This is a genomic window from Kitasatospora sp. NPDC004531 (assembly GCF_053602195.1).
Genome location: NZ_JBSGDD010000055.1, coordinates 18608 through 40685 on the forward strand (window position 1 = coordinate 18608; position 22078 = coordinate 40685).

Annotated in this window: 7 protein-coding genes; 4 read left to right on the top strand and 3 right to left on the bottom strand. The window is 73.7% G+C overall.

The genetic code is table 11. The features are described from left to right. Position 1: 1 nt before the first annotated feature. Genes ACWEMJ_RS21695 through ACWEMJ_RS21705 form a run of 3 tightly spaced genes read right to left on the bottom strand, consistent with a single transcriptional unit; the run spans position 2 to position 11825 of the window. Positions 2 to 1645: a phytoene desaturase family protein gene (locus tag ACWEMJ_RS21695; protein WP_452138724.1), complete on the bottom strand. Its 1644-nt coding sequence runs from the start codon at positions 1643 to 1645 to the stop codon at positions 2 to 4. Continuing rightward, positions 1623 to 10892 carry an amino acid adenylation domain-containing protein gene (locus tag ACWEMJ_RS21700; RefSeq protein ID WP_452138725.1) on the bottom strand — a complete coding sequence of 3090 codons (9270 nt, stop codon included), beginning with the start codon at positions 10890 to 10892 and terminating at the stop codon, positions 1623 to 1625. Before ACWEMJ_RS21700 ends, ACWEMJ_RS21695 begins: the two co-directional genes overlap by 23 nt. 60 nt (positions 10893 to 10952) lie before the next feature. Continuing rightward, positions 10953 to 11825, bottom strand: a complete 873-nt coding sequence (locus tag ACWEMJ_RS21705) for a sterol desaturase family protein (protein WP_452138726.1) — start codon at positions 11823 to 11825, stop codon at positions 10953 to 10955. 210 nt (positions 11826 to 12035) lie between these two features. Between ACWEMJ_RS21705 and ACWEMJ_RS21710 the strand changes: the two genes are divergently transcribed. The 4 genes from ACWEMJ_RS21710 (at position 12036) to ACWEMJ_RS21725 (ending at position 22057) form a co-directional block, all read left to right on the top strand. Next, entirely contained in the window at positions 12036 to 13205 is a 1170-nt protein-coding gene (locus tag ACWEMJ_RS21710; protein ID WP_452138727.1) for a cytochrome P450, read from the top strand. A 147-nt stretch (positions 13206 to 13352) separates the two neighbouring features. Then, positions 13353 to 15902 carry a hypothetical protein gene (locus ACWEMJ_RS21715; RefSeq protein WP_452138728.1) on the top strand — a complete coding sequence of 850 codons (2550 nt, stop codon included), beginning with the start codon at positions 13353 to 13355 and terminating at the stop codon, positions 15900 to 15902. Next, a complete protein-coding gene (locus ACWEMJ_RS21720) occupies positions 15895 to 20592 on the top strand; it encodes a DUF6603 domain-containing protein (protein WP_452138729.1) in 4698 nt (1565 codons plus the stop codon). Before ACWEMJ_RS21715 ends, ACWEMJ_RS21720 begins: the two co-directional genes overlap by 8 nt. A gap of 295 nt (positions 20593 to 20887) precedes the next feature. Further along, the gene (locus tag ACWEMJ_RS21725) at positions 20888 to 22057 is read left to right on the top strand and encodes a Kelch repeat-containing protein (RefSeq protein WP_452138730.1); all 1170 of its coding nucleotides are present in this window, start codon (positions 20888 to 20890) and stop codon (positions 22055 to 22057) included. Positions 22058 to 22078: the final 21 nt, after the last annotated feature.

Here is a 22078-nt window from a genome sequence, read left to right on the forward strand (position 1 = left end):
GTCATGCCGTGGCGCTCCAGCGGGCGAGTTGGGGCAGGTGTCCGAGCTTGCCGGGGTGCCAGGGGTCCTGGTCCTCGCTCTCCCAGGCCCGGAATTCCACGCCGAGCTCCTCGCAGAGGTACTGGACGGCGAACCGGCCGCTGGACGCGGCGCGGATCAGGCCGCCGAGGCTGGCCCAGTGGCCGGCCATCGAGAAGCCGCTGAGGCCGGGCAGCCGCATCCGGTCCCGGTTGATCAGCTTGGTGACCAGGTCGTCGGCGCCGGAGAAGGCCTTCCAGGCGAGGATGCTGCCGTAGCTGTTGCCGGTGTAGCGCTCCATGGTGGCCGGGGTGGCGACCTCGATCAGGTCGATGCGCCCGCCGAGGCCGGGGTGGCGCCGCTCCAGGAAGGCCCGGACGACGTCGGCGGCGCGCTGCTTGTGCGCCCGGTACTCCTTGCGGTCCCGGCCGCGCAGGGCCTTCCAGTAGTCGTAGTCGCTGAAGTAGGTGCAGTGGATCACCGACTTGCCGGGCGGCGCGAAGCCGTCCGAGTAGCGCGAGCGCTGCTGCACCACCAGCCCGCGCTGGAGCCCGCCGGGCAGTTCGGCGGCCTGCTCGGCGGGCAGCAGGAAGGTGGTGCAGTGCGGGTCGTCGGCGTCGAGTTCGCCGTCGATGCCGAGGAACACCGAGACCACGGCGGGGAACAGGGTGCCCGGCTGGTGCAGCACCTCCTGGTACAGCCGGTCGATCCGCGGTCCGGTCCAACGCCCTTCCAGCAGACGGTAGATGGTGGTGTGCCCGTCGGCGGCCGACACCACGTGGTCGGCGTAGTGCCGCTCGCCGTTCCGCAGCTCGACGCCGATGGCGCGCCCGTCCTCGACCAGGATCCGCTCGACCCGGGCGCGGTAGTCGATCCGGCCGCCGAGCGAGGTGTAGCGGTGCTCGACCGACCGCGCCAGGCCCAGTGAACCCCCTTGCGGGAAGCCCGCGTTGAGGTTGCGGGCGGCGGCCATGCTGTACAGGTAGGGCAGCAGTGGGAAGCCGTCCGGGTCCTGGAACAGGATGTTGCGGAACGCCTGGCGCAGCAGCGGGTCCTGGAAGCGGTCGGCGAAGGCGTTCAGCGGGGTCGCGGCCGTGCGCCACAGCAGCCGGAACGAGGGCAGCACCGCCCGCAGGGTGGCGAGCTTCTCCGCGGGCGTCTTCAGCGCGGACGGCTTGAGGAACGGGTGCAGGTCGAGGTCGGCGAAGCGCCGCAGGTCGCGGCAGAAGGCCCGGATCGGCCGGGCGTCGGCGGGGGAGAGCTCCAGCAGGTGCCGCTCCAGCCGGTCGGGGTCGTTGTAGAAGGACACCGACCGGCCGTGCTCGTCGACGACCCGGTTGAACAGGTCGAAGTTGGTGATGGCCTTCCCGTCGAGGGCGCCGAGCTCGCGCCAGACCCGGTTGGCGTCGTTGCCGGGGGCGGTGCCGATCAGCCAGTCGATGCAGTAGTCGAACAGGTAGCCCTTGCGCGACCAGGCCGTGCAGCAGCCGCCCGGCAGGACGTGCTTCTCGAAGATCCGCGACCGCATCCCGCTCATCTGCGCGTAGCAGCCGGTGGCCAGCCCGCCGAGTCCGGCGCCGATGACGATGACCCGGGGCCCGCCGTCACTGCGCGACACCGCTGGCACCCCCCGTGAGGATGCCGCGGGTGAGCTCCGCGTTGCGGGCCGCGAAGTCCTGGTCGAGCATCTCGGCGTGGCTGCCGAAGCCCTGGAAGACGGCCGTCCGCAGGTCCGAACTGCCGTGCCAGGTACCCTGGTTGCCCACCGCGTAGAACGGCGTCTTCTCCTGGTCGGAGATCACGCTGATCAGCCCGCGCACCGAGCCGAGGTTCGGGGTGCGGCTGCAGAAGTCGAGGTACTCGCGGGCCTGGCTGAGGGTCTCCTCGGCGACCACGTCGGAGCCGGTGTGCCGGCGCAGGTGCTCGCGCAGCTCCCGCTCGAAGGCGTCCAGGTGCTCGTCCCGCAGGGTGAACGACTCGGCGATCCGGTAGGAGTCCACGATCAGCACGTGCGGCACCTCGTGCTCGCGCCGTTCGAGCTCCTTGGCCACCTCGAAGGCGAGGTTGCCGCCCAGCGAGTAGCCGAGCAGCGTGTACGGCCCCGGCTCCCCGAAGGACTCGATCAGATCCGCGTAGCGCGCCACCTTGTCGTCGCCGGTGAGGAAGTTGAACGCGACGAACCGGTACTCGGGCAGGTGCGCGGCGAGCTGCCGGTACACCAGCCCGTGCCCGCCGGCCGGCGGGAAGCAGAACACCCGCTCGCCCTGCGTGCCGTCGGAGTTGAAGCACAGGTAGGGCTGCGCGCCGGCGATCCGGCCGGTGATGACGTGCTGCAGGGTGCGGGCCATGCCGCGCAGCGTGGTGGACTCGAACAGCAGGCTGACCGGGATGGACACGTTGAACTCGGCCCGCAGGTGGTGGATCAGCTCGATCAGCTTGATCGAGCTGCCGCCCGCCTCGAAGAAGTCGTGCTGCAGTCCGACCCGCTCCACCCCCAGCAGGGTCTTCCAGTGCTCCGCCATCCGCACCTCGAACAGCGTGGCCGGCGGCTCCGGTTCGCCGTCGCCCGGATCGAACTGCGGGGCGGGCAGCGCGGCGGTGTCCACCTTGCCGTTCGGGGTGAGCGGCAGGACGGGCAGCTCGGTGAGGTGCGAGGGCGTCATGTACGCGGGCAGCCGGTCGGCGAGGTGCCGGCGCAGCTCGCGCGGGTCGAGCTCGGCCCCGTGCTCGGGCACGTAGTAGGCGCACAGCACGCCGCCTGCGTCGTCGACCTGGCGCACCGTCACGGCGCACTGGGCGACACCGGGCAGCGCGGCGAGCTGGGTCTCGATCTCGCCGGGTTCGATGCGGTGGCCGCGCACCTTGACCTGGTTGTCGGCCCGGCCCAGCAGCCGGACGGTGCCGTCGGCCGCCCAGTGCGCCAGGTCGCCGGTGCGGTACAGCCGCACCTCCCGGCCGCCGAGGGTGCGTTGGACGAACCGCTCGGCGGTCTGCTCCGGGTCGCCGAGGTAGCAGTCGGCGACGCCGGCGCCGCCGACCCACAGCTCGCCCGCCACGCCGGGCGGCACGGGCTCGCCGTGCCCGTCCAGGACGTACAGCGCGCTGTTCGGGAACGGCCGCCCGATCGGGACCATCCGGCCGGGCTCGATCCCGTCCGCCGGGCCCTCGTACCAGGCGCTGTCGATGGTGGCCTCGGTCAGCCCGTAGGAGTTGACCAGCCGGGTGTGCGGGCCGCACAGCGCGTGCAGGCGGCGGTGCTCCTCGACCTTCCAGGCGTCCGAGCCGACGATCAGCAGGCGCATGAAGTCCAGCCGCCGGCCCTCGCGTTCGCAGTGCGCCAGCAGGCCGCGCGCCACGGCGGGGACGAACTCGGCGCAGTCGACGCGCTCCTCCGCCATGGTGCGGTACAGCCGGGCGGTGTCGAACAGCAGGTCGCGGTCGACCAGCACCAGGTGGCCGCCGGAGCACAGCGCGCGCACCACGTCGCCGGTGAAGACGTCGAAGGACTGCGCGGCCATCTGCAGGTGCACCCGGACGTCGTCGTCCAGGCGGTACGCGGAGCGCCAGCCGGCGTACACCGAGGCGAGGTTGCGGTGGCTGACCCGGACGGCCTTGGGGCGGCCGGTGCTGCCGGAGGTGTGGATGACGTACGCGGGCGCGTCCAGGCCGACGACCGGGTCGGGGTCGGGGCTCTCGGGGGTGCGGTCGAGTTCGTCGAGGGTGAGCACCCGCGGTGCGAGCCCGGCCAGTTCGGGCCGGGCGCGGTCGGTGAGCAGCAGGGCGGCGCCGACGTTGCCCGTCAGGTAGGCGAGCCGGTCCACCGGGTGCTCGGGGTCGAGCGGCAGGTAGGCGCCGCCGGCCCGCAGCACCGCCAGCAGCGCGGTGATCTGCTCGGGCGACTTGTCGAGGCACAGCGCCACCACCGAGCCCTCGCCGACGCCGAGGTGGCGCAGCCGCGCGGCGGTGCGGCGGCTGCGGAGGTCGAGCTCGCGGTAGTCGAGGCGGCGGGCGGTGCCGTCGGCGGCGGGCAGGGTGACGGCGACGGCGTCGGGGCGTTCGGCGGCGACTTTCGCGATCAGCTCGTGCACCGGCGCCCCGGCGGGCTCGGTGCGGCCCGCGCCGCTCCACCGGTCGAGCAGCAGGTGCTGCTCGTCGGCGCCCAGCAGCGGCAGCCGGTCGGCGGGCTGCTCGGCGCCGGCCCGGGTCAGCGCGTCCAGCAGGTTGCGGTAGTGCCCGGCCATCCGCGCCATCGTGGCGGGCTCGAACAGGTCGGTGTTGTACTTGAACACGCAGTGGTAGCAGCCGTCCGCCCGGTCCTGGTAGGCCGACAGCGTGATGTCGAACTGCCCTTCCTCCTCCGGGAGTTCGATGTAGTCCAGGTGGTAGCCGTACTTGTCGGTGGCGACCTTGTGGGTCAGCAGGATGAACATCGCCTGGAAGACCGCCGAGCGGCTCGGGTCGCGCTGCAGCCCGAGCTGCTCGACCAGCAGCACGAACGGGTACTCCTGGTTGTCCAGGCCGCCCAGCACGGTGTCGCGGACCCGCAGCAGCAGCTCGGCGACCGACGGCCGGTCGGCCAGGTCGAGGTGCAGCGGCAGCGGGTTGACGAAGTAGCCGTAGACCGAGCCGAACTCCTCGTGGGTGCGGCCGGTGACCGGGCTGCCCACGATGATGTCGTCCTGCCCGGAGTAGCGGTGCAGCAGCAGGTAGTACGCGCTGAGCAGCACCATGAACACGGTGACGTCGTGCCGGCGCGCCAACTCCTGCACGCGGGCGCTCAGTTCGTCGTCCAGCCGGAAGAACTCGGACGCCCCGTTGTGGGTCTGCACGGACGGGCGCGGCTTGTCGGTGGGCAGGCCGAGCACCGGCATCTCGGCGGGCAGGTGGGTGCGCCAGTAGTCCAGCATGCGCGCCGCGTCCGGCCCGGCGAGCATGCGGTTCTGCCAGTTGAGGAAGTCCAGGTAGCGCGAGGGCACCGGCGCCAGCTCGGCCGGGCGGCCGTGCCGGCGGCCCTCGTAGAGGGTGAACAGCTCGTCGATGAAGGTGAAGGTGGAGATCGCGTCGGAGACGATGTGGTGCACCGCCTTCATCAGCACCCAGCGGTCCGGCCCGCGCTTGAACAGCCGCAGCCGCACCAGCGGGTCCCGCTCCAGGTCGTACGGCTTGCGGTACTCCTCGACGATCATGTCGTGGATCTCGTCCCACTCGCGGTCCTGGACGTCGAACAGGCCGGTGTCCGGGCGCGCGTCGGGGCTGATCAGCTGGACGGCCTGGCCGTTCTCCAGCACGAAGTTGGCCCGCAGGACCGGGTGCCGCTCGACCAGCACCCGGAAGGCGTCGAACATCAGCTCCGGGTCGAGCTCGGTGCGGATCTCGACCGCGCCGCCGATGTTGTAGGCGAAGGCGTCCGGGTTGAGGTGCTTGAGGAACCAGAGCGCCTTCTGGTTGTGCGTCAGCGGGTAGCGGGTCTCGTCGGTGTGCAGCTCCACCTCGGCCTCGGCCACCGGGCCGTCCGCCGCCGACTCCAGCAGGCCGGTGTAGACCCGCTCGACCAGCTCGTCCAGCGGGTCGCCGCTGAGCAGCGTCACCACCGGCAGCGCGACGCCCAGCTCGGCGTGGATGCGGGCGCGCAGCTCCATCGCCAGCAGCGAGTCCAGGCCGAGGCTGTTCAGCCCGGCGGCCGGGTCGATCCGCTCCGGCTTCGCCCGCAGGACGGTCGCGACCAGCTCGGTGAAACGCTCGGCCACCAGCGGGCGGCGCGCCTCGGGGGCGGCGGCCCGGAACGCGGCCGGGAAACCGCCCGCCGGAGCGGCCTGCGGGACCTCCGCGTCCGCCGCCAGCTCGGCGACCAGGGCCGGCGGCGAGGCGTACCAGGCCTGGAACACCGGCCAGTCGACGACGGTGGCGACCAGCAGCTGCGCCCGGTCCTGGCCGATGATCCGCTCCAGCACCGCCATGCCCGCGGCCGGCGGCAGCGAACTCATGCCGCGCGCCTCGCGGTAGTGGCCGACCAGCCCCAGCTCCTCGATCATGCCGGTCGCCCACGGGCCCCAGTCGATGGACAGCGCGGGCAGGCCGCGGGCCCGGCGGTGGTGCGCCAGCGCGTCCAGGAAGGCGTTGCCCGCCGCGTAGTTGGTCTGCCCGGCGGTGGTCAGCAGCGAGGCGATGGAGGCGAACAGCACGAAGTGGTCCAGCGGCTCCTCGCGCAGCTGCCGGTGCAGCGCGTGCGCGCCGAGCACCTTCGGTTCCCACGCGGCGTCGAACACCTGCCGGTCGAGCTCCGGCACCAGCGCGTCCCTGACCTGCCCCGCGAGGTGGAACACGCCACGCACGGGCGGGAGTTGACGCTTCCGGTGGTCCGCCAGCCAGGCGGCCAGGGCGGCCCCGTCGGTGACGTCCAGCGGCACCGGCACGGGGTGGGCGCCCAGCGCCTCCAGCTCGCGCAGGAACGCCACCCGGCGGCCGGCCGGGCCGTCCGGATCGACCGAGGCCCACTGCTCACGGGCGGGCACCGCGGTGCGCCCCACCAGGATCAGCCGCCGCGCGCCCCGCTTGACCAGCGTCCGGCACAGCAGCCGGCCGAGGGCGCCGAACGCGCCCGTCACCAGGTAGCTGCCGTCGGCCCGCAGCCGCAGCGGCAGCGGCCGGGTGAGGTCGGCGGGCCGGCGCAGCCGGCAGGTGCGGCGCAGCTCGCCGCGCAGCCCGACCTCCTCCGCGTCGGCCACCGCCAGCTCCCGCAGCAGCGCCGCGGCCTCGGTGGGGTGCTCGGCCGCCGGTCCCAGGTCGATCAACTTGCCGCGCTGCGCGACGAGTTCCTGCTGCCACAGCACCCGCCCGATGCCCCAGGCGGGCGCGCCCAGCGGCTCCACCGGGTCGCCCGCGACCACCGCCTGGGCGCCCCGGGTGACGATGTGCAGCCGCCCCTTCGGCCGGGCCGCGGGCAGCACCTGGGCGAGGGCGATCAGCGAGTACCCGCCGAGCGTGCCGCAGTCCGCCAGCTGCGCCGGGCCGGCCGCGTCCAGCGCGGGCAGGTCCAGGTTCCACAGGTGCAGGACGGTGTCGAAGCCGTCGTCGAGGTCGTCGAACAGCTTGCGCAGGTCGGCCGCCTCGCCGGGCCGGACGGTGGAGGCGTCGTCGCCGTGCCGGTACTCCCCGCCCGGACGCACCAGGTGGCAGCGCCCGCCGCGCCCGCGCACCAGCGCGGCGAGCTCCTCGGCGAGGCCGCCTGCGTCGGCGAGCACCACCAGGTGCTCCGGCGGAGTGTCCGTACCTTCCAACTCCTGGTCGATCCAGGTCGGTTCGGCCAGCCAGCCGTCGATGGCGGCCAGGCCGACCGAGGCCGCGGCGCCTTCGACGCCGGCCGCCCGGAAGCCGGTGACCCGGCCGAGCAGCGTGCCGTCGTCGGCGTGCAGGGCGAGGTCGCCGACCAGCTCGTCGCTGTCCTCCCGGGTGACGGTGGCGTGCACCCAGAACGGCCGGTCGCCGATCCGGTCGAGGGCCACCTCGCCGATCGACAGCGGCAGCCGGATGCCGCTCACCTGCCCTGCGGGCTCCAGGAGTTGGGGAGTCAGCAGAGCCTGGAAGCAGGAGTCGAGCAGGGTCGGGTGGACGTGCGCGGCGTCGGCGTCCACCGGGCGGGGATCGGCCGGGCTGATCCGGGCCAGCGCCTCGCCGGGGCCGATCCAGACCTCCTCGATGCGCTGGAACGCCGGGCCGTACCCGTAGCCCAGCCCGGCGAGCTCCCGGTAGCAGTCGGCCCCGGCGAGGCGCCGCCGGGAGCGGTCCCGGACCGCGTCGAAGTCCGGGGCGGGGCCGGGGCCGCGGCGCTGGTCGGTGCGGACCACGCCGGTCGCGTGGAGGGTGCGCTCGGCGCCGCCGGAGGCGACCGAGAAGGTCACGCCGTCGGAGTCGAAGCCCAGTTGGACGGTCGGCGGCAGCGCCTCGGACAGGAACAGCGCCTTGGGCAGCTCGATGTCGGCCAGCACCGTCCGGTCCGCGCCGGTCAGCACCCGCACCGCCTGCGCGGCCATCTCCAGGTAGCCGGCGGCGGGGAACACCGCCGCCTCCTCGATCCGGTGGTCGGCCAGGTAGGGCAGCCGCTCCAGGTCGAGCTGCACCTCCCAGGTGGGGCGGACGTTCGCGGTGCGCCGCCCCAGCAGCGGGTGGTCCAGCCGCCCGAGCCGGACCTGCGCCACCGGCGCGGGCTCCACCCAGTACCGGTCGCGCTTGAACGGGTAGCCCGGCAGCGGCACCGGCGACCCGCCCGGGTGCAGCGTCCGCCAGTCCAACTCGACGCCCAGGCTGTGCAGTTCGGCCAGCGAGCGGGCGAAGCGCTCGGGCTCGTCCTCCTCCCGGCGGATCGAGGGCACCGTCCAGCCGCTCGCCTCCCGGCCGTCCAGGCACTCGCGGATCGCGTGGCCGAGGACGGGGTGCGGGCCGATCTCCAGGAACACCTGGTGGCCGTCGTCGACCAGCAGGTCCACGGCGGAGCGGAACCGCACCGGCTCGCGGACGTTCTGCCACCAGTACGCGGCGTCCAGCTCGGTGCCGTGCGCACGGCCCTCGCGGGCCGTCAGGTACAGCGGGAGCTCGGCCGGGCGCGGCTTCAAGTCGGCCAGGGCGTCCAGCAGTTCGTCGCGGATCGGGTCCATCCGCACGCTGTGGTACGGCACCTGGACGGGCAGGAAGCGGGCGAAGACCTGCTCGCGTTCGAGGTCGGCGGCGAGCCGTGCGAGGGTGTCGCGGTCGCCGGAGAGGGTGACGGAGGACGGGCTGTTGACGGCGGCCACCGAGACCCGGTCGTCGCAGGCGCGGATCCGGCGGGCGGCCTCCACCTCGGTCAGGCCGACGGCGAGCATGGCGCCGGTGCCGGCCAGCCGGTGCTGGAGGCGGCTGCGGTGCAGCATCACCGCGACGGCGTCGGGGAGTTCGTGCACGCCGGCCTCGTGGAAGGCGGCGGCCTCGCCGGTGGAGTGGCCGACCACCGCGTCCGGGCGGACCCCGTAGCTGCGCCAGAGCGCGGCCAGGCCGATCTGCACGGCGAAGTTGGCGGGCTGGGCGAGCCAGGTCTCGGCCATCCGGGAGTCGGCCTCGTCGCGGGCCATCTCCGCCAGCAGCGACCAGCCGGCCTGCCGGCGGATCTCGGCGTCGCAGCGCTCCACCGTCTCGCGGAAGACCGGCTCGCTCTCCAGCAGGCCCCGGCCCATGCCCCACCACTGCGGGCCCATGCCGGTGAACACCCACACCAGCCGGCGCTGGGCGCGCTCCAGGCGGCGGCCGGTCAGCACCCGGGGGTGCGGCTCGCCGCGCTGCTGGGCGGCGAGCGCCTCGTCCAGCGACTCGGGGTCGTCGGGGCGGTACACCACCGACAGGCGGTGCTCGTGGTGCTCGCGGCGCCGGGCCAGGGTGTGGCCGAGATCGGCCGGCCGCGGGCCGTCGGGGGCGGCCAGCTCCTGCCGGACGCCGTCGACCAGTTCGGGCAGCCCGGCGGGGTCGCGGGCGCTCAGCGGCAGCACGGTGAACGCGGGCGTCCGGGCGGGCGGGGCGGCGGCCGGGCGGGCCGGGGCCTCCTCCAGCAGGACGTGCGCGTTGGTGCCGCCGAAGCCGAAGGAGTTCACGCCGGCCCGGGCCGGGCCCCGGTGCGCGGGCCAGTCCACCGCGCCGGTCGGGACCTCGAACGGCAGCGCGGCCCAGTCGATCGCGTCGGTGGGCCGCTCCAGGTTGATGTGCGGGGGGATCCGCCGGTGCTTCAGCGCGAGCACCGTCTTGATCAGCCCGGCGATGCCGGCGGCGGCCTCGGTGTGCCCGATGTTGGTCTTGACCGAGCCGACGTAGCACCGGTCGCCGGGCTCGCGGCCCTCGGCGAGGACCCGGCCCAGCGCCTGCGCCTCGATCGGGTCGCCGACCGGGGTGGAGGTGCCGTGCGCCTCCACGTACTGGAGGCTGCCCGGCTCGATCCCGGCCTCGGCGCAGACCCGGCGCACCAGGGTGACCTGGGCATCTGGGTTGGGCACGGTGATGCCGTCGGTGCGGCCGTCCTGGTTGACGCCGCTGCCGAGCACCACGGCGTGGATCGGGTCGCCGTCGCGCAGCGCGTCCGCCAGGCGCTTGAGCGCGACCACGCCGACGCCCTCGGCGCGGACGTAGCCGTCGGCGGTGGCGTCGAACGCGCGCGAGCGGCCCTCGGCGGACAGGAAGCCGCCCTTGGTCTCGGCGATCGTGTACTGCGGCGCCAGGTGCAGCAGGGTGCCGCCGGCCAGGGCGAGTTCGGTCTCGCCGCGCAGCAGGCTCTGCCGGGCCAGGTGCAGGGCGACCAGCGAGGAGCTGCAGGCGGTGTCGATGGAGACGCTGGGGCCGCGGAAGTCGAAGCAGTGCGAGATGCGGTTCGACACCATCGTCATCATGGTGCCGGTGGCGGTGTGCGCGGCCAGCGTGTCGAAGGACAGGTCGGCGAACTGCAGGATCTTGTAGTCCAGGGTGAACGCGCCGACGTAGACGCCGACTTCGCGTCCGGCGAGCCGGCTCGGCAGCTGGCCGCCGTCCTCCAGCGCCTCCCATGCCACCTCCAGCAGCTTGCGCTGCTGCGGGTCCATGTGCTCCGCCTCGCGCGGGCTGATGCCGAAGAACTCGGGGTCGAACTCGTCGATGCCGTCGATGTAGCCGCCGCGCCCGCCGATCAGCCGGCCGGGTTTCGCCCGGTCCCGGCTGCCCAGGGTGGCGGTGTCGTAGCGGGAGGCCGGGGTGGGGACGATGCAGTCCCGGCCTTCGATCAGGTTGCGCCAGAAGCCGCGGTGGTCACGGACCCCGCCTGGAAACCGGCAGCCGATGCCGATGATCGCGATCCGGTCCTGGTAGTCGTTGGGCGAGTCCGTCATGGTCCAATCCGTGTGTCATGGCGCCCCGCAGGGGACGGGTGGGCGGAGAACCGGGACCGGTCAGGAGGACGACGATCCGGTGGTGGCGCCCGGGACGGGGCGCCAGGGGTGCAGCAGGCTGGCGAGCACGCTGGTGGTGGGCGGGAAGCTGGCGGGGTCGCGCAGCCCGACCGCCACCGGCTCCAGCCCGGGCCGCCAGGTGAAGCTGCCGAACAGGTGGTCCCAGACGGCGAGGTCCGCGCCGAAGTGGCCGGACTCCGCGGGGACGGTGCTGTGGTGCAGCCGGTGCTGTTCCGGACTGCCGAGGACGTGGTTCAGCCAGCCGATCCGGACATCGATGTTGGCGTGCACGAAATACCCCTGCGCGACGACGAACAGGGCGGCGCAGAGGACCGCCTCCCGCGAGAATCCGAGCCAGGCCAGGGCCAGTTGCACCATGGCCTGCCCGAGCAGGACGTCGAGCAGGTGGTTGACGCCGTTGTTGGTGACGTTCACCTTGTCCAGCCCGTGGTGGACGCCGTGCAGCCGCCACAGCCACGGCTGGTGGTGGGACCAGCGGTGGAAGAGGTACTTCGCCAGCGAACCGGTGAGCACGGCGAGCGGGATCTCGACGCGGAGCGAGAACGTCGGATGCGGCGGCGCCAGCCGGGCGACCAGCGCCGCGACCAGCAGCTGGCCGATCGCCCCGCCCGCCATCGTCAGGACGAAGTAGACGCCGTAGCAACGGAGTTCACGGCCGCCGGGGTGCCACTCGCGGCGGTGGGGGATGAGCCGTTCGAGGGTCCAGAGGTAGCCGATGGTGCCGATTTGGAAGAGCACCATGACGCGGCCGGGATCCCAATGCTCGTGGACGGTCGAAATGGCGGTGGCGAGAACGGCGGCGAGCAGGACCGGATAGGCGGTGCAGCGCAGAATACCGAGAAGTCCGATCATCGGATCGACAGATCTTCCTTTGCTCAAGGCCGACCTCCGGATGAATCGTCACCGAACCGAACGGGAATCGATGCTAACCACACGGCCTGCGCTCGCCACGGAACCGACATGGCGCGGCTGAAAGAAAGCTGATGGTCAGTCAGGTAGCGTAATCGGCGAATCCCACCCCCCTTCCGAACCACCGGCGCACGCCGCCGACGTGGAGGTGCCATGCCCGCCCCGATCGCCCAGCTGCCGCCCCTGCACGCCCTCGACCTCCCCGCCGCCGCGCCGCCCCGGCGGGCCACCCTGCGGGACGGCTCCAGCGCCTGGCTGGTGACCAGGTACCACGACGTGCGGCAGGTGCTGACCGACCCGCGGTTCGGGCGGGCCGAGGACGGCGGGCCCGAGCCCGGCGCCGCGCTCAACGTGTCCACCGACCCGTCCTCGCTCTACAACCAGAACGGCGACGGCCACCAGCGGCTGCGGCGCACCGTGCAGGGGGCGTTCACGCCCCGGGCGATCGCCGGCTGGCAGCCCTGGGTGGAGACGGTGGTCGGCCGGCTGCTGGACGAACTGGTGGCGGCCGGACCGCCCGCCGACCTGGTCGCCGACCTCACCGCCGTGCTGCCGTTCGCGGTGGCGCAGCGCCTGCTGGCGCTGGACGGCCTCGACCCCGCCCAGCTGCGCCGGTGGGCCGCCTGCCTGACCAACGACGGCTCCGGCGGGGACGAGCGGATCGCCGCCGACCAGAAGGAGTTCGCGGAGTTCGCGGCCGGGCTGCTGGAGGACCGGCGGCGCCGGCCGGGCGAGGACGTGGTGAGCCGGCTGGTGCAGGCCGCCGACCGGGCCGGCGGCATCCCGCAGGAGCAGCTGACCTTCCTGGTCGGCGGCCTGGCGGCGAGCGGCAGCGACAGCGTCGCGGCGGTCCTCGCCAACTCCCTGCTGTACCTGCTGGGCGAGCGGCCCGAGCTGTGGCCGCGACTGGCCGGGGCGGAGCGGGCGCGGCACGCGACCGAATGGCTGCTGCACCACGTCCAGCTGGGCGACGACGAGTTCACCACCCGGCAGGCGTTCCGGGAGGCGGAGATCGGCGGCGTGCGCATTCCGGCCGGTGAGACGGTCGCGGTCTGCCTCGGCAGCGCCAACCGCGACCCGGAGGTCTTCCCGGACGGCCTGGCGGGCGATCCGTTCGCGCCGCTGCCCTCGGCCACCCTGTCGTTCGGGGCGGGCTCGCACCACTGTCTGGGCACCTGGCTCGCGCGCACCCAGATCCAGGTGGCGCTGGGGCGGCTCGCCGAGCGCCTGCCCGGGCTGCGGCTCGCCGATCCGGGGGCGCCGGTGGAATGGCGGCTGGGCAGTACCACGCGCAGTCCGCGCAGCCTGCCGGCGGTCTGGTGAGTCTGATCGGCGCAATTGTTTTTCACGGCAGATCATCCGATGGGTGATCGAATGAGAATTACCCGTTCGTGGCATTGACCCGGTGTTTCCGGCGGAATTGTCGGGGCCGCTCAGTATGGTTGCGGAGCATTCGACAGGAGGTCTCCCGTGGCCGTCGCCAGCCCCGACCTGCTGCTGTTCCCGCACAGTGACCTGCACATCGCGCTGACCGGGACGCCGCCGCTCACCGTCACGCTCGCCACCCGCGCGGAGGCGGTGCCCGCGACCAACGGATTCACCGTCACTGCCGTTCCGAGCGCCCAGTGCACGTTCGAATTCTTCGCCCCGTTCAACGCCAAGGGCCACCGCTTCGAGGGGCTGCCGACGTACGACCCCGCGACCGGGCGGATCACGGCCACCACCCCCGGGGTCTTCCTGTTCCGGGCGATCTCCGGGAACCAGTACATCGTCGGCCGGCTCCAGGTGCACCGCTCCGTGGTCGGCTGGTGGTTCGGCAACGACTCGATCACCACCGCGCTCGACACCACCGTCGCGCACGCCCAGCCGTCGCTGTACGCCAGGTTCAGCGACGACGCCGGCACCGGGACGGACCTGATCGGCGACATCACCGGCCACGGGTACGTCCAACTGGTGCCGGCCGACACCCGGCAGCTCGTGGTGTCGGCCACCGGCCGGCTGCGGGGCGTGCTGCCCACCCAGCCCGGCACGCCGTGGGTGCTCTCCGGGCTGTTCCCCGGGCTGGGCGGCGCGCAGCTGCTGAACGTGCGGGTGGTCGACTACGCCGCCGACCACGCGCTGACCTGGGCGATGGGCGGCGGAGACCCGGCGGCCCTGGCCGACAAGCACAACGTGCTGTTCCTCGCCGAGGGGTTCCGCGAGCAGGACCGCGCCAAGTTCGACGAGATCGTCGCCCGCGTCGTCCACGAGATGTTCGAGAAGCCCGCGCACGAGCCGTACGGCATGCTGCGCAACAGCTTCAACGTCTTCAAGGCGTTCACCGCCTCCCAGCAGCACACCGTCACCTGCGGCTTCCGGGTCGCGGCCGGCGAGGAGCGGACCGAGGCGGGGCAGGCCAAGGGCACCGGCTTCCCGATCCCGACCAACGCGATCGGCGGCGGCGCCCGCTACACCCTGGAGGAGCTCGTCCACCGGGTCGGGCTGCCGATGCGCGGCGACCAGCGGACCGGACTGGTCGCCACCTGGCAGTCCCAGGACCTCGACATCGACCCGGCGAAGATCGACGACGACCTGATCGCCTCCTGGAAGCAGCACCAGTCGGTCGGCATCCTGCACGCCCGCGACACCTTCTTCGGCCTCCGCCTCGGCCCCCGGCCCGGCGACCGGCTGTCCAGCACCAACCCGGTGACCAAACCCGCCGCCGACACCGTCGGCGACCCGGCGGTCAAGGCCTTCGTCGCCCAGCTGTACGAGTTCTACACCAACCGGCCCACCCGCAACCTCACCCTCGACCCGCGCCGGCACCCGCCCGAGCTGTACATGAACGCCTCCGAGCTCAACGTGGCCACCACCCTGCTGCGCTTCGTCCGCAGCCTGAAGGTCACCGGCTCCACGGCCGCCGTCGGCGCCGTCTGGCAGCCCGACGACCAGCACTTCCAGCCCAGCCGGGGCCTGATCGCGCTGATCGCCAACGACGACATGGACGGCGGCACCAACTTCAACGTCCGGACGGTGACCGCCTCGACGGTCAGCAACATCCAGGGGCTGCCGTACGTCTACGCCAACGCCACCGACAAGCGGGAACTGCGCCGCGACCCGCCCGACGACACGCAGGTGAACTTCGACGACCTCGTCCAGACCGTCGCCCACGAGTTCGGCCACAGCTTCAACCTGCTCGACGAGTACGAGGAGATCCGCGGCGACGGCGGCCCCGCCGAGGAACGGCCCAACGACATGCCGGGCGACAACGTCACCAGGCTCGGCTTCGTGCGGGCCCACCCGGTGCCCGACCGGCGGATCGACCCGGCGAAGATCAAATGGCTCCAACTGCCCCGGATCGGCACCGCCGCCGTGCTGCTGGCCGACTCGGTCAACGTCACCACCCCCGTCCCGGGCATCAAACTCACCATCGGCGCCCGGAACATCGCGGAGTGGCAGCAGGCCAGGACGGACTTCTCCGAGGTGCGGCTGCGCGACTTCGGCATCCTGCCGGGCGGGCAGCAGCTCCCGCTGGCCACCGACCCCGCCCACTACCTGGAGGGGCTGACCGTCGGGCAGGTGCTGCCGGGCGAGGGCGCGATCATCCTCACCCGGGCCGGCAGCGCCCCGTTCCCGCTCTTCAAGAAGGGGGCGATCGCCTTCGTCCCGGTGAAGGACAAGCAGCACCAGCCGCTCCTGGTGGTGGAGCCGGAGGTGCTCAACTTCCTCAAGGCCAACGGCAATCCGCTCAACGTGAACCCCGAGCACGACGACACCAACGACAAGGAGGACAACCCCGTCGACATCCCGGACTTCAGCCCGCCCTGCAAGTCCGCCCGCACCATCGGAGTCTTCGAAGGCGCCGCCACCTTCGCCGGCGCCCACTACCGGCCGACCGGCCGCTGCAAGATGCGCCTGGAGGCGGACTTCTGCCACGTCTGCGCCTGGCTGATCGTCAACCGGGTCGACCCGACCTTCCACGCGCTCCTCGACCGGAAGTTCTACCCGGAGTCCAAGGCGGAGAGAAGGAAGCATGAGTGAGCCGGGCACCTTCGAACGGATCCTGGCGGAGATCGGCCAGGCCCTGCTGCCGCTGCGCGACGCACTGGCCACCCCCGCCGCGTTCAGCGCGCTGCTGCGCCGCCTCGGGTGGACGGTCACGGACATCCCGCAGCCCTTCGTCGACCTGCGCAACGCCGTCGAGACGCTCTACGACAGCCTGCACACGCTGCTGGGCGACGGCGGGCTGAACGTCGACGGCACGGTCGGCGACGGCGGGGCCGGGGCGGCGGTGTCGTTCTCGCCGGACGACGTCAAGCGGGCCCTCGGCGCCGTCCAGGCGCTGATCAAGGGCATCCACGCGATCGCCGACGCGCCGGCCTCGGCGATCCCCGACACGCTGCGCGCCGACGGCTTCCTGACGCTGTTCCCCGGGCAGCTCCTGGACTACCTGATCGTCACCTACCTGCAGCGCTACCACTCGGGGCTGGGCTTCGTGCTGCGCAGCCTCGGCGTGGTGAAGGCCGGGTACGCGGCGCCCGCCGGGAACCGGCCGCCGTACGTGCACCTCGCGTTCGACCTCGGCGACCTGCCGCGGGTGCTGGCCGACCCGGCGCAGGTGCTGAAGGACGCGTTCGGGTGGGGCACCGCCGCGTTCGACCAGCCGGCGCTGCTGTCGCAGCTCGACAACCTGCTGCACACCTTCGGGGCGAACGTCGACACGCTGCGGATCGCGCCCACCGCGGCGGCGGCCGTGCAGGGGGCGCCGCCGGACCCGTTCGGGCCGCGGCCGAAGGCGCTGACCGCGGTGCTGTTCCAGCGGGTCCAGCCGTCCTCGGAGATGCACGCCGCGATCCGGGTGCTGCCGCTGCCCGCCGCCGACGGGGCGCTGCCGGGGCTGGCGCTGCTGCCCTCGTTCACCGGCGTGCAGGGGTTCCGGTTCGAACTCGGGCCGGACATCGCGGTGACCATCCGGGGTGATCTGGACCTGCAGGGCGGGGTGGCGCTGCTGGTGCGGCCCGGGCAGGGCGTGGAGATGGTGCTGGGCTTCGAGTCGTCCGGCGCGCCGGTGCACGCCAAGGGCTCGATCGACGTGCGGGCGGAGCGGTCCGGGCCGGCCGGGCAGCCGCGCATCCTGTTCGGCGAGGCCGGCGGCACGCGGCTGCAACTGCAGCGGTTCTCCGGCGCGGGCGGGGTGCGGCTGGTCGGGGACGCCGTCGACTTCTTCGCCGAAGTCGGCCTGGAGGGGCTGGAGTTCGTGCTCTCGCCGGCCGGCGGGGACGGCTTCCTCTCGGCCGTGCTGCCCGCCGACGGGTTCACCCTCGGCGCGGATCTGACGGTCGGCGTCTCCTACCGGCAGGGGTTCTACTTCCGCGGTACCTCCAACCTGGAGATCCAGCTCCCCGCGCACCTGGAGCTCGGCCCGCTGGAGATCCAGGGGCTGACCATCACCGCCGCGCCCGACGCGAACGGGCTGCCGATCGGCCTCGGGGTGTCCTTCCGCGCCCAACTCGGGCCCGTCACCGCCGTGGTGGAGCAGGTCGGGCTCGACGCCGTGCTGGCGTTCCGGTCCGACGGCAGCGGCAACCTGGGGCCGGTCGACCTGTCCTTCGACTTCCGGCCGCCCAAGGGCGTCGGCCTGGAGGTGAACGCCGGGGCGGTCAAGGGCGGCGGGTTCCTGTCCTTCGACAAGGACCGGGGCGAGTACGCGGGCGCCCTTGACCTGGAGTTCGCCGGGCTGGTCGAGCTCAAGGCGATCGGCCTGATCAGCACCCGGATGCCGGGCGGCGGCGACGGCTTCTCGCTACTGATCGTGATCACCACCGACTTCGGTGCCACGGGCATTCAACTGGGCTACGGCTTCACGCTGTTGGCCGTCGGCGGGCTGATCGGGCTGAACCGGTCGATGAACCTGCAGGCCCTCGCGGAGGGCGTGCGCAACGGCTCCGTCCAGTCGGTGATGTTCCCCGAGGACGTGATCGCCAACGCGCCCCGGATCCTCTCCGACCTGGCCCGGTTCTTCCCGCCCGAGCAGGGCCGGTTCCTGATCGGGCCGATGGCGAAGATCGGCTGGGGGACGCCCACCCTGGTCAGCGTCTCGCTCGGCATCGTCATCGAGATCCCGCCCGGGGACATCGCCATCCTCGGCGTGCTCCAGTGCATCCTGCCCAGCCCCGACCTGCCGCTGCTGGCGCTCCAGGTGAACTTCGTCGGCGCGCTGGAGGTCGACAAGTCGCGGCTCTGGTTCTTCGCCGAACTCTTCGACTCGCACGTGCTGTTGATGACCATCGACGGCGGGATGGGCCTGCTCGTCGCGTGGGGCGACAACCCCGACTTCGTGCTGACGGTCGGCGGGTTCCACCCGTCCTTCAAGCCGCCGCCGCTGCCGTTCCCGGTGCCCAAGCGGCTGACGGTCGACATCCTCAACCGGCCCGGCCAACTGATCCGGGTCTCCGGGTACTTCGCCGTCACCAGCAACACCGTGCAGTTCGGCGCGGCTGCCGAACTGCGGCTGGGATTCGGCGGGTTCGGCGTCGAGGGGCACCTGTCGTTCGACGCGCTGTTCCGCTTCTCGCCGTTCGCGTTCACCATCGAGATCTCCGCCGGCGTCACCCTGAAGGCCTTCGGCGTCGGCGTGTTCGGCATCGACCTGCACTTCGCGCTGGAAGGGCCCGCGCCGTGGCGGGCGCACGGGCGCGGCTCCATCTCCCTGCTGTTCTTCGAGATCTCCGCCGACTTCGACATCACCTGGGGCGAGGAGCACAACACCACGCTGCCGCCGGTGGCCGTACTGCCGCTGCTGGCGGCGGAGTTCGACAAGATCGAGGGCTGGCAGACCCAGCTGCCCTCGGGCGGCTTCAACCCGCTGGTCACGCTGCGGCAGCTGCCCGACACCGACCAGCTGGTGCTGCACCCGCTGGGCACCCTGACCGTCCGGCAGCGCGCCGTCCCGCTGGACGTCCGGGTCGACCGGGTCGGCGCCCAACGGCCCAGCGACGGGCGGCGGTTCGCGATCGCGCCGGCCCCGGACAGCGGGCTGACCAGGGTCTCCGTCACCGGCGAGAAGTTCGCCATGGCGCAGTTCCAGGACATGGACGACGCCGCGAAACTCTCCCGGCCCGCCTACGAGAGCCAGGACTCCGGGCTCGAACTCACGGCCGCCGCAGGCACGTTGCTGTCGCCCCGGGTGGTGCGGCGGAGCGCCCGGTACGAGCTGCACATCATCGACAGCGGGGTTCCCGCGACGGCGGCGGCCGCGCGGCGGGTGGTGCCGATGGCGGCGCGGTCGGCCGCCGCCGCGCCGCAGCGCTTCCACGAGGTCAGCCCGGCCGTGTTCAACCAGCTGCTGCAGGGGAGCAGCACCAGCCGCTCGCCGATCTCGCGGCGCGAGTCGCGGCTGCGGCAGCCGTTCCCGCCCGAGCAGACGATGCGGCTCACCGACCGGCGGTTCGTGGTCGCGAACGTGCGCAACAACGTCCAGGCGCATCCGCCGGCGGGCGGGCTCCCGTCGGCGACGTTCCGCAGCCGGGCCACCGCGCAGGACGTGCTCGACGACTGGGTCGGCCGGGACGGCGCGCTGGCCGGGCAGTTGCACGTCATTCCGGAGGAGGAGTCGGTCGGGTCGCCCGCCGTGTCGGGGGCGTGGAGCGCGGTGGGCGGGCTGCCGGTGGCCGCGCGGGGCGTGGAGGCGGTGCGGCTGGCCAACGGGAAGGTGCTGGTGGCCGGGGGAGCGGACGCGAACGGCGGCGCGCTGGCCGCCGCCGCGCTGTTCGACCCGGTCGCCGCCGCGTGGGCGGCCGCGCCTTCGCTCGCCACGGCCCGCGTCGGGCACAGCAGCAGCCGGCTGGGCGACGGGCGGGTGGTCGTCGCGGGCGGGCGCGGGGCGGACGGGGGCGTGCTCGGCACGGCGGAGATCTACGATCCGGCGCCGGGCGCCTGGTCCGCCGTCGGCGGGCCGCTCGCCACCGCCCGGGCCGGGCACGCCGCGACGCTGCTGGCCGACGGCCGGCTGCTGGTCACCGGCGGCACCGGCGCGAACGGGCGGGCGCTGGCCACCGTCGAACTGCTGGACCCGGCGGCCGGCGGCTGGAGCCCGACCGGCCCCGCGATGACGGACGCGCGCACCGGGCACCGGGCGGTGCTGCTGGCCGACGGGCGGGTGCTGGTGGTCGGGGGCGCGCTGGCCACCGGCGGGCCGGACGCGGCGCTGGCGCACTGCGAGCTGTTCGACCCGCGGACCGGGAAGTGGACGCCGACCGGCAGCCTGCTGACCGCCCGCAAGGGGCACCAGGCCGTGCTGCTGGCCGACGGCCGGGTGCTGGTGACCGGGGGCGACGCGGTGGGCGCGGGCGGCCGGTACGACCCGCGCAGCCTGGCCGCGGCGGAGGTGTACGACCCGGGCAGCGGGCTCTGGACGCCCGTCGCGCCGCTGCCGGGCGGCGGGCGGCGCGGGCACCGGTGCGTGGTGCTGCGCTCGGGCCTGGCGCTGGTGGTCGGCGGCACCGGCGGGCCGGCCTTCGACACCGGCTTCCGCGACGCGGTCGCCTTCGATCCGGCGACGGGGAGCTGGACGGCCACCGGGCGGCTCGCCACCGGGCGGTTCGACTTCGGCGCGGTGGAGTTGACGGACGGGCGGGTGCTGGTGACCGGCGGAACGGCGCTGGCGGGCGCGGCGGCTCCGGGGCCGGACGCGGTCGAGCTCGTGGCGGTGGACGAGGCGTACGTGCCGTGAGGGCGGAGGGGTTCGGTGTGGTGAGCGGAGCGGGTGAGGGGCGGCGGCTCTCGCGGTGCGGGGCTTGCGGCGTGTGCCGGGTGAAGTCGGCTTCGGCGCAGGGCAGTTGGGCGGCGTCGGGCGGCGGCGGGGCGCGCGGGCGGCAGCGGCGCTGGTGGGCGATCGGGCTCGGCGGTGGGGCGGCGGTGTGCGGGGTGCGCCGGGCGAAGTCGCCGCCGACGGTCGGACCCGGTGGCGTCACCGAGGTGTGCGTCCCACGACAACGACAAGCCCCGACGACGGAAGGTTCGACACCATGACCACCACCGTGCCCACCGCAGCGAAGTGGACGGCCGCACACGATCTGGCCGGGGCCACCGCCTGGTTCGGGCAGCACGACGGCCCGGTGGTGCTCAAGGGCACCACGAAGGTGCTGGTCGTCGGCGGGGCCGACGCGAGCGGGGCCGCGCTCGGGCGGGCCGCCGTCTACGACCCGGCGGCCGACACCTGGACGGCCACCGCGACGCAGCCCTCGCCCCGGCGGCTGCACGCGGTGACCGCGCTGGCCGACGGGAAGGTGCTGGTCACCGGAGGGATCGGCGGCTCCACCGCGCCCGGGCTGGCGTCCGCGGAGGTCTACGATCCGGTGGCGAACACCTGGACCCCGGCCGGCACCATGAACCAGGCCCGCTGGGGCCACAGCGCGGTGCTGCTGCCCGGCGGCAAGGTGCTGGTGGCCGGGGGCAGCGCCGTCCGGGCGGGCAGCACCGTCCGGGCGTTGCGCTCCGCCGAGCTGTACGACCCGGCCGCCACCACCGACGCCGCGCGCTGGACGGTGGCGGGCGACCTGGTGGACGCCCGTTCCGGGCACGTCGCGGTGGTGCTGAAGGACGGCAAGGTGCTGGCCGTCGGGGGCACCGCGTCGGTCGGCGCCGAGCAGGATCCGGCGCTCGCCTTCTGCGAGCTGTACGACCCGGCGACGGGGAAGTGGACGCCGACGGGCAGCCTGTCGCGGCCGCGCGCGCTGCACCAGGCCACCGCGCTGTCGGACACCACCGTGCTGGTCACCGGCGGTCGCGCGCCGGGGGCCGGCGACGGCGGCGGGTTCGACCCGGTCAGCCGGCGGACGGCCGAGAAGTACGACCTCGCCACCGGCGCCTGGACGCCCGTCAAGGACATGCCCGCCGGGCGCGCCCAGCACCGGGCCGTCGCCGTCGGCACCGGGGCCGTGCTGGTGATCGGGGGGACCGGGAGCGAGGCCGACGAGGCCGGGTTCCGCAGCGTGCTCCGCTACGACGGCTCCGCCGACACCTGGACCGCGCAACCGGGCCTGCTCACCGGCCGCTGGGGCTTCGCCGCCGCCGTGCTGACCGACGGCCGCGTCCTCGCGGCGGGCGGGGCCACCCGCTCGGGCCTGGCGGCGGCCGACGCCACGGGCACCGAACTGACGGCCGCCGCCGAGGTGTTCGACGGGGGCGGGGCATGAGGGCCGGGGAGGGTGCGGGGC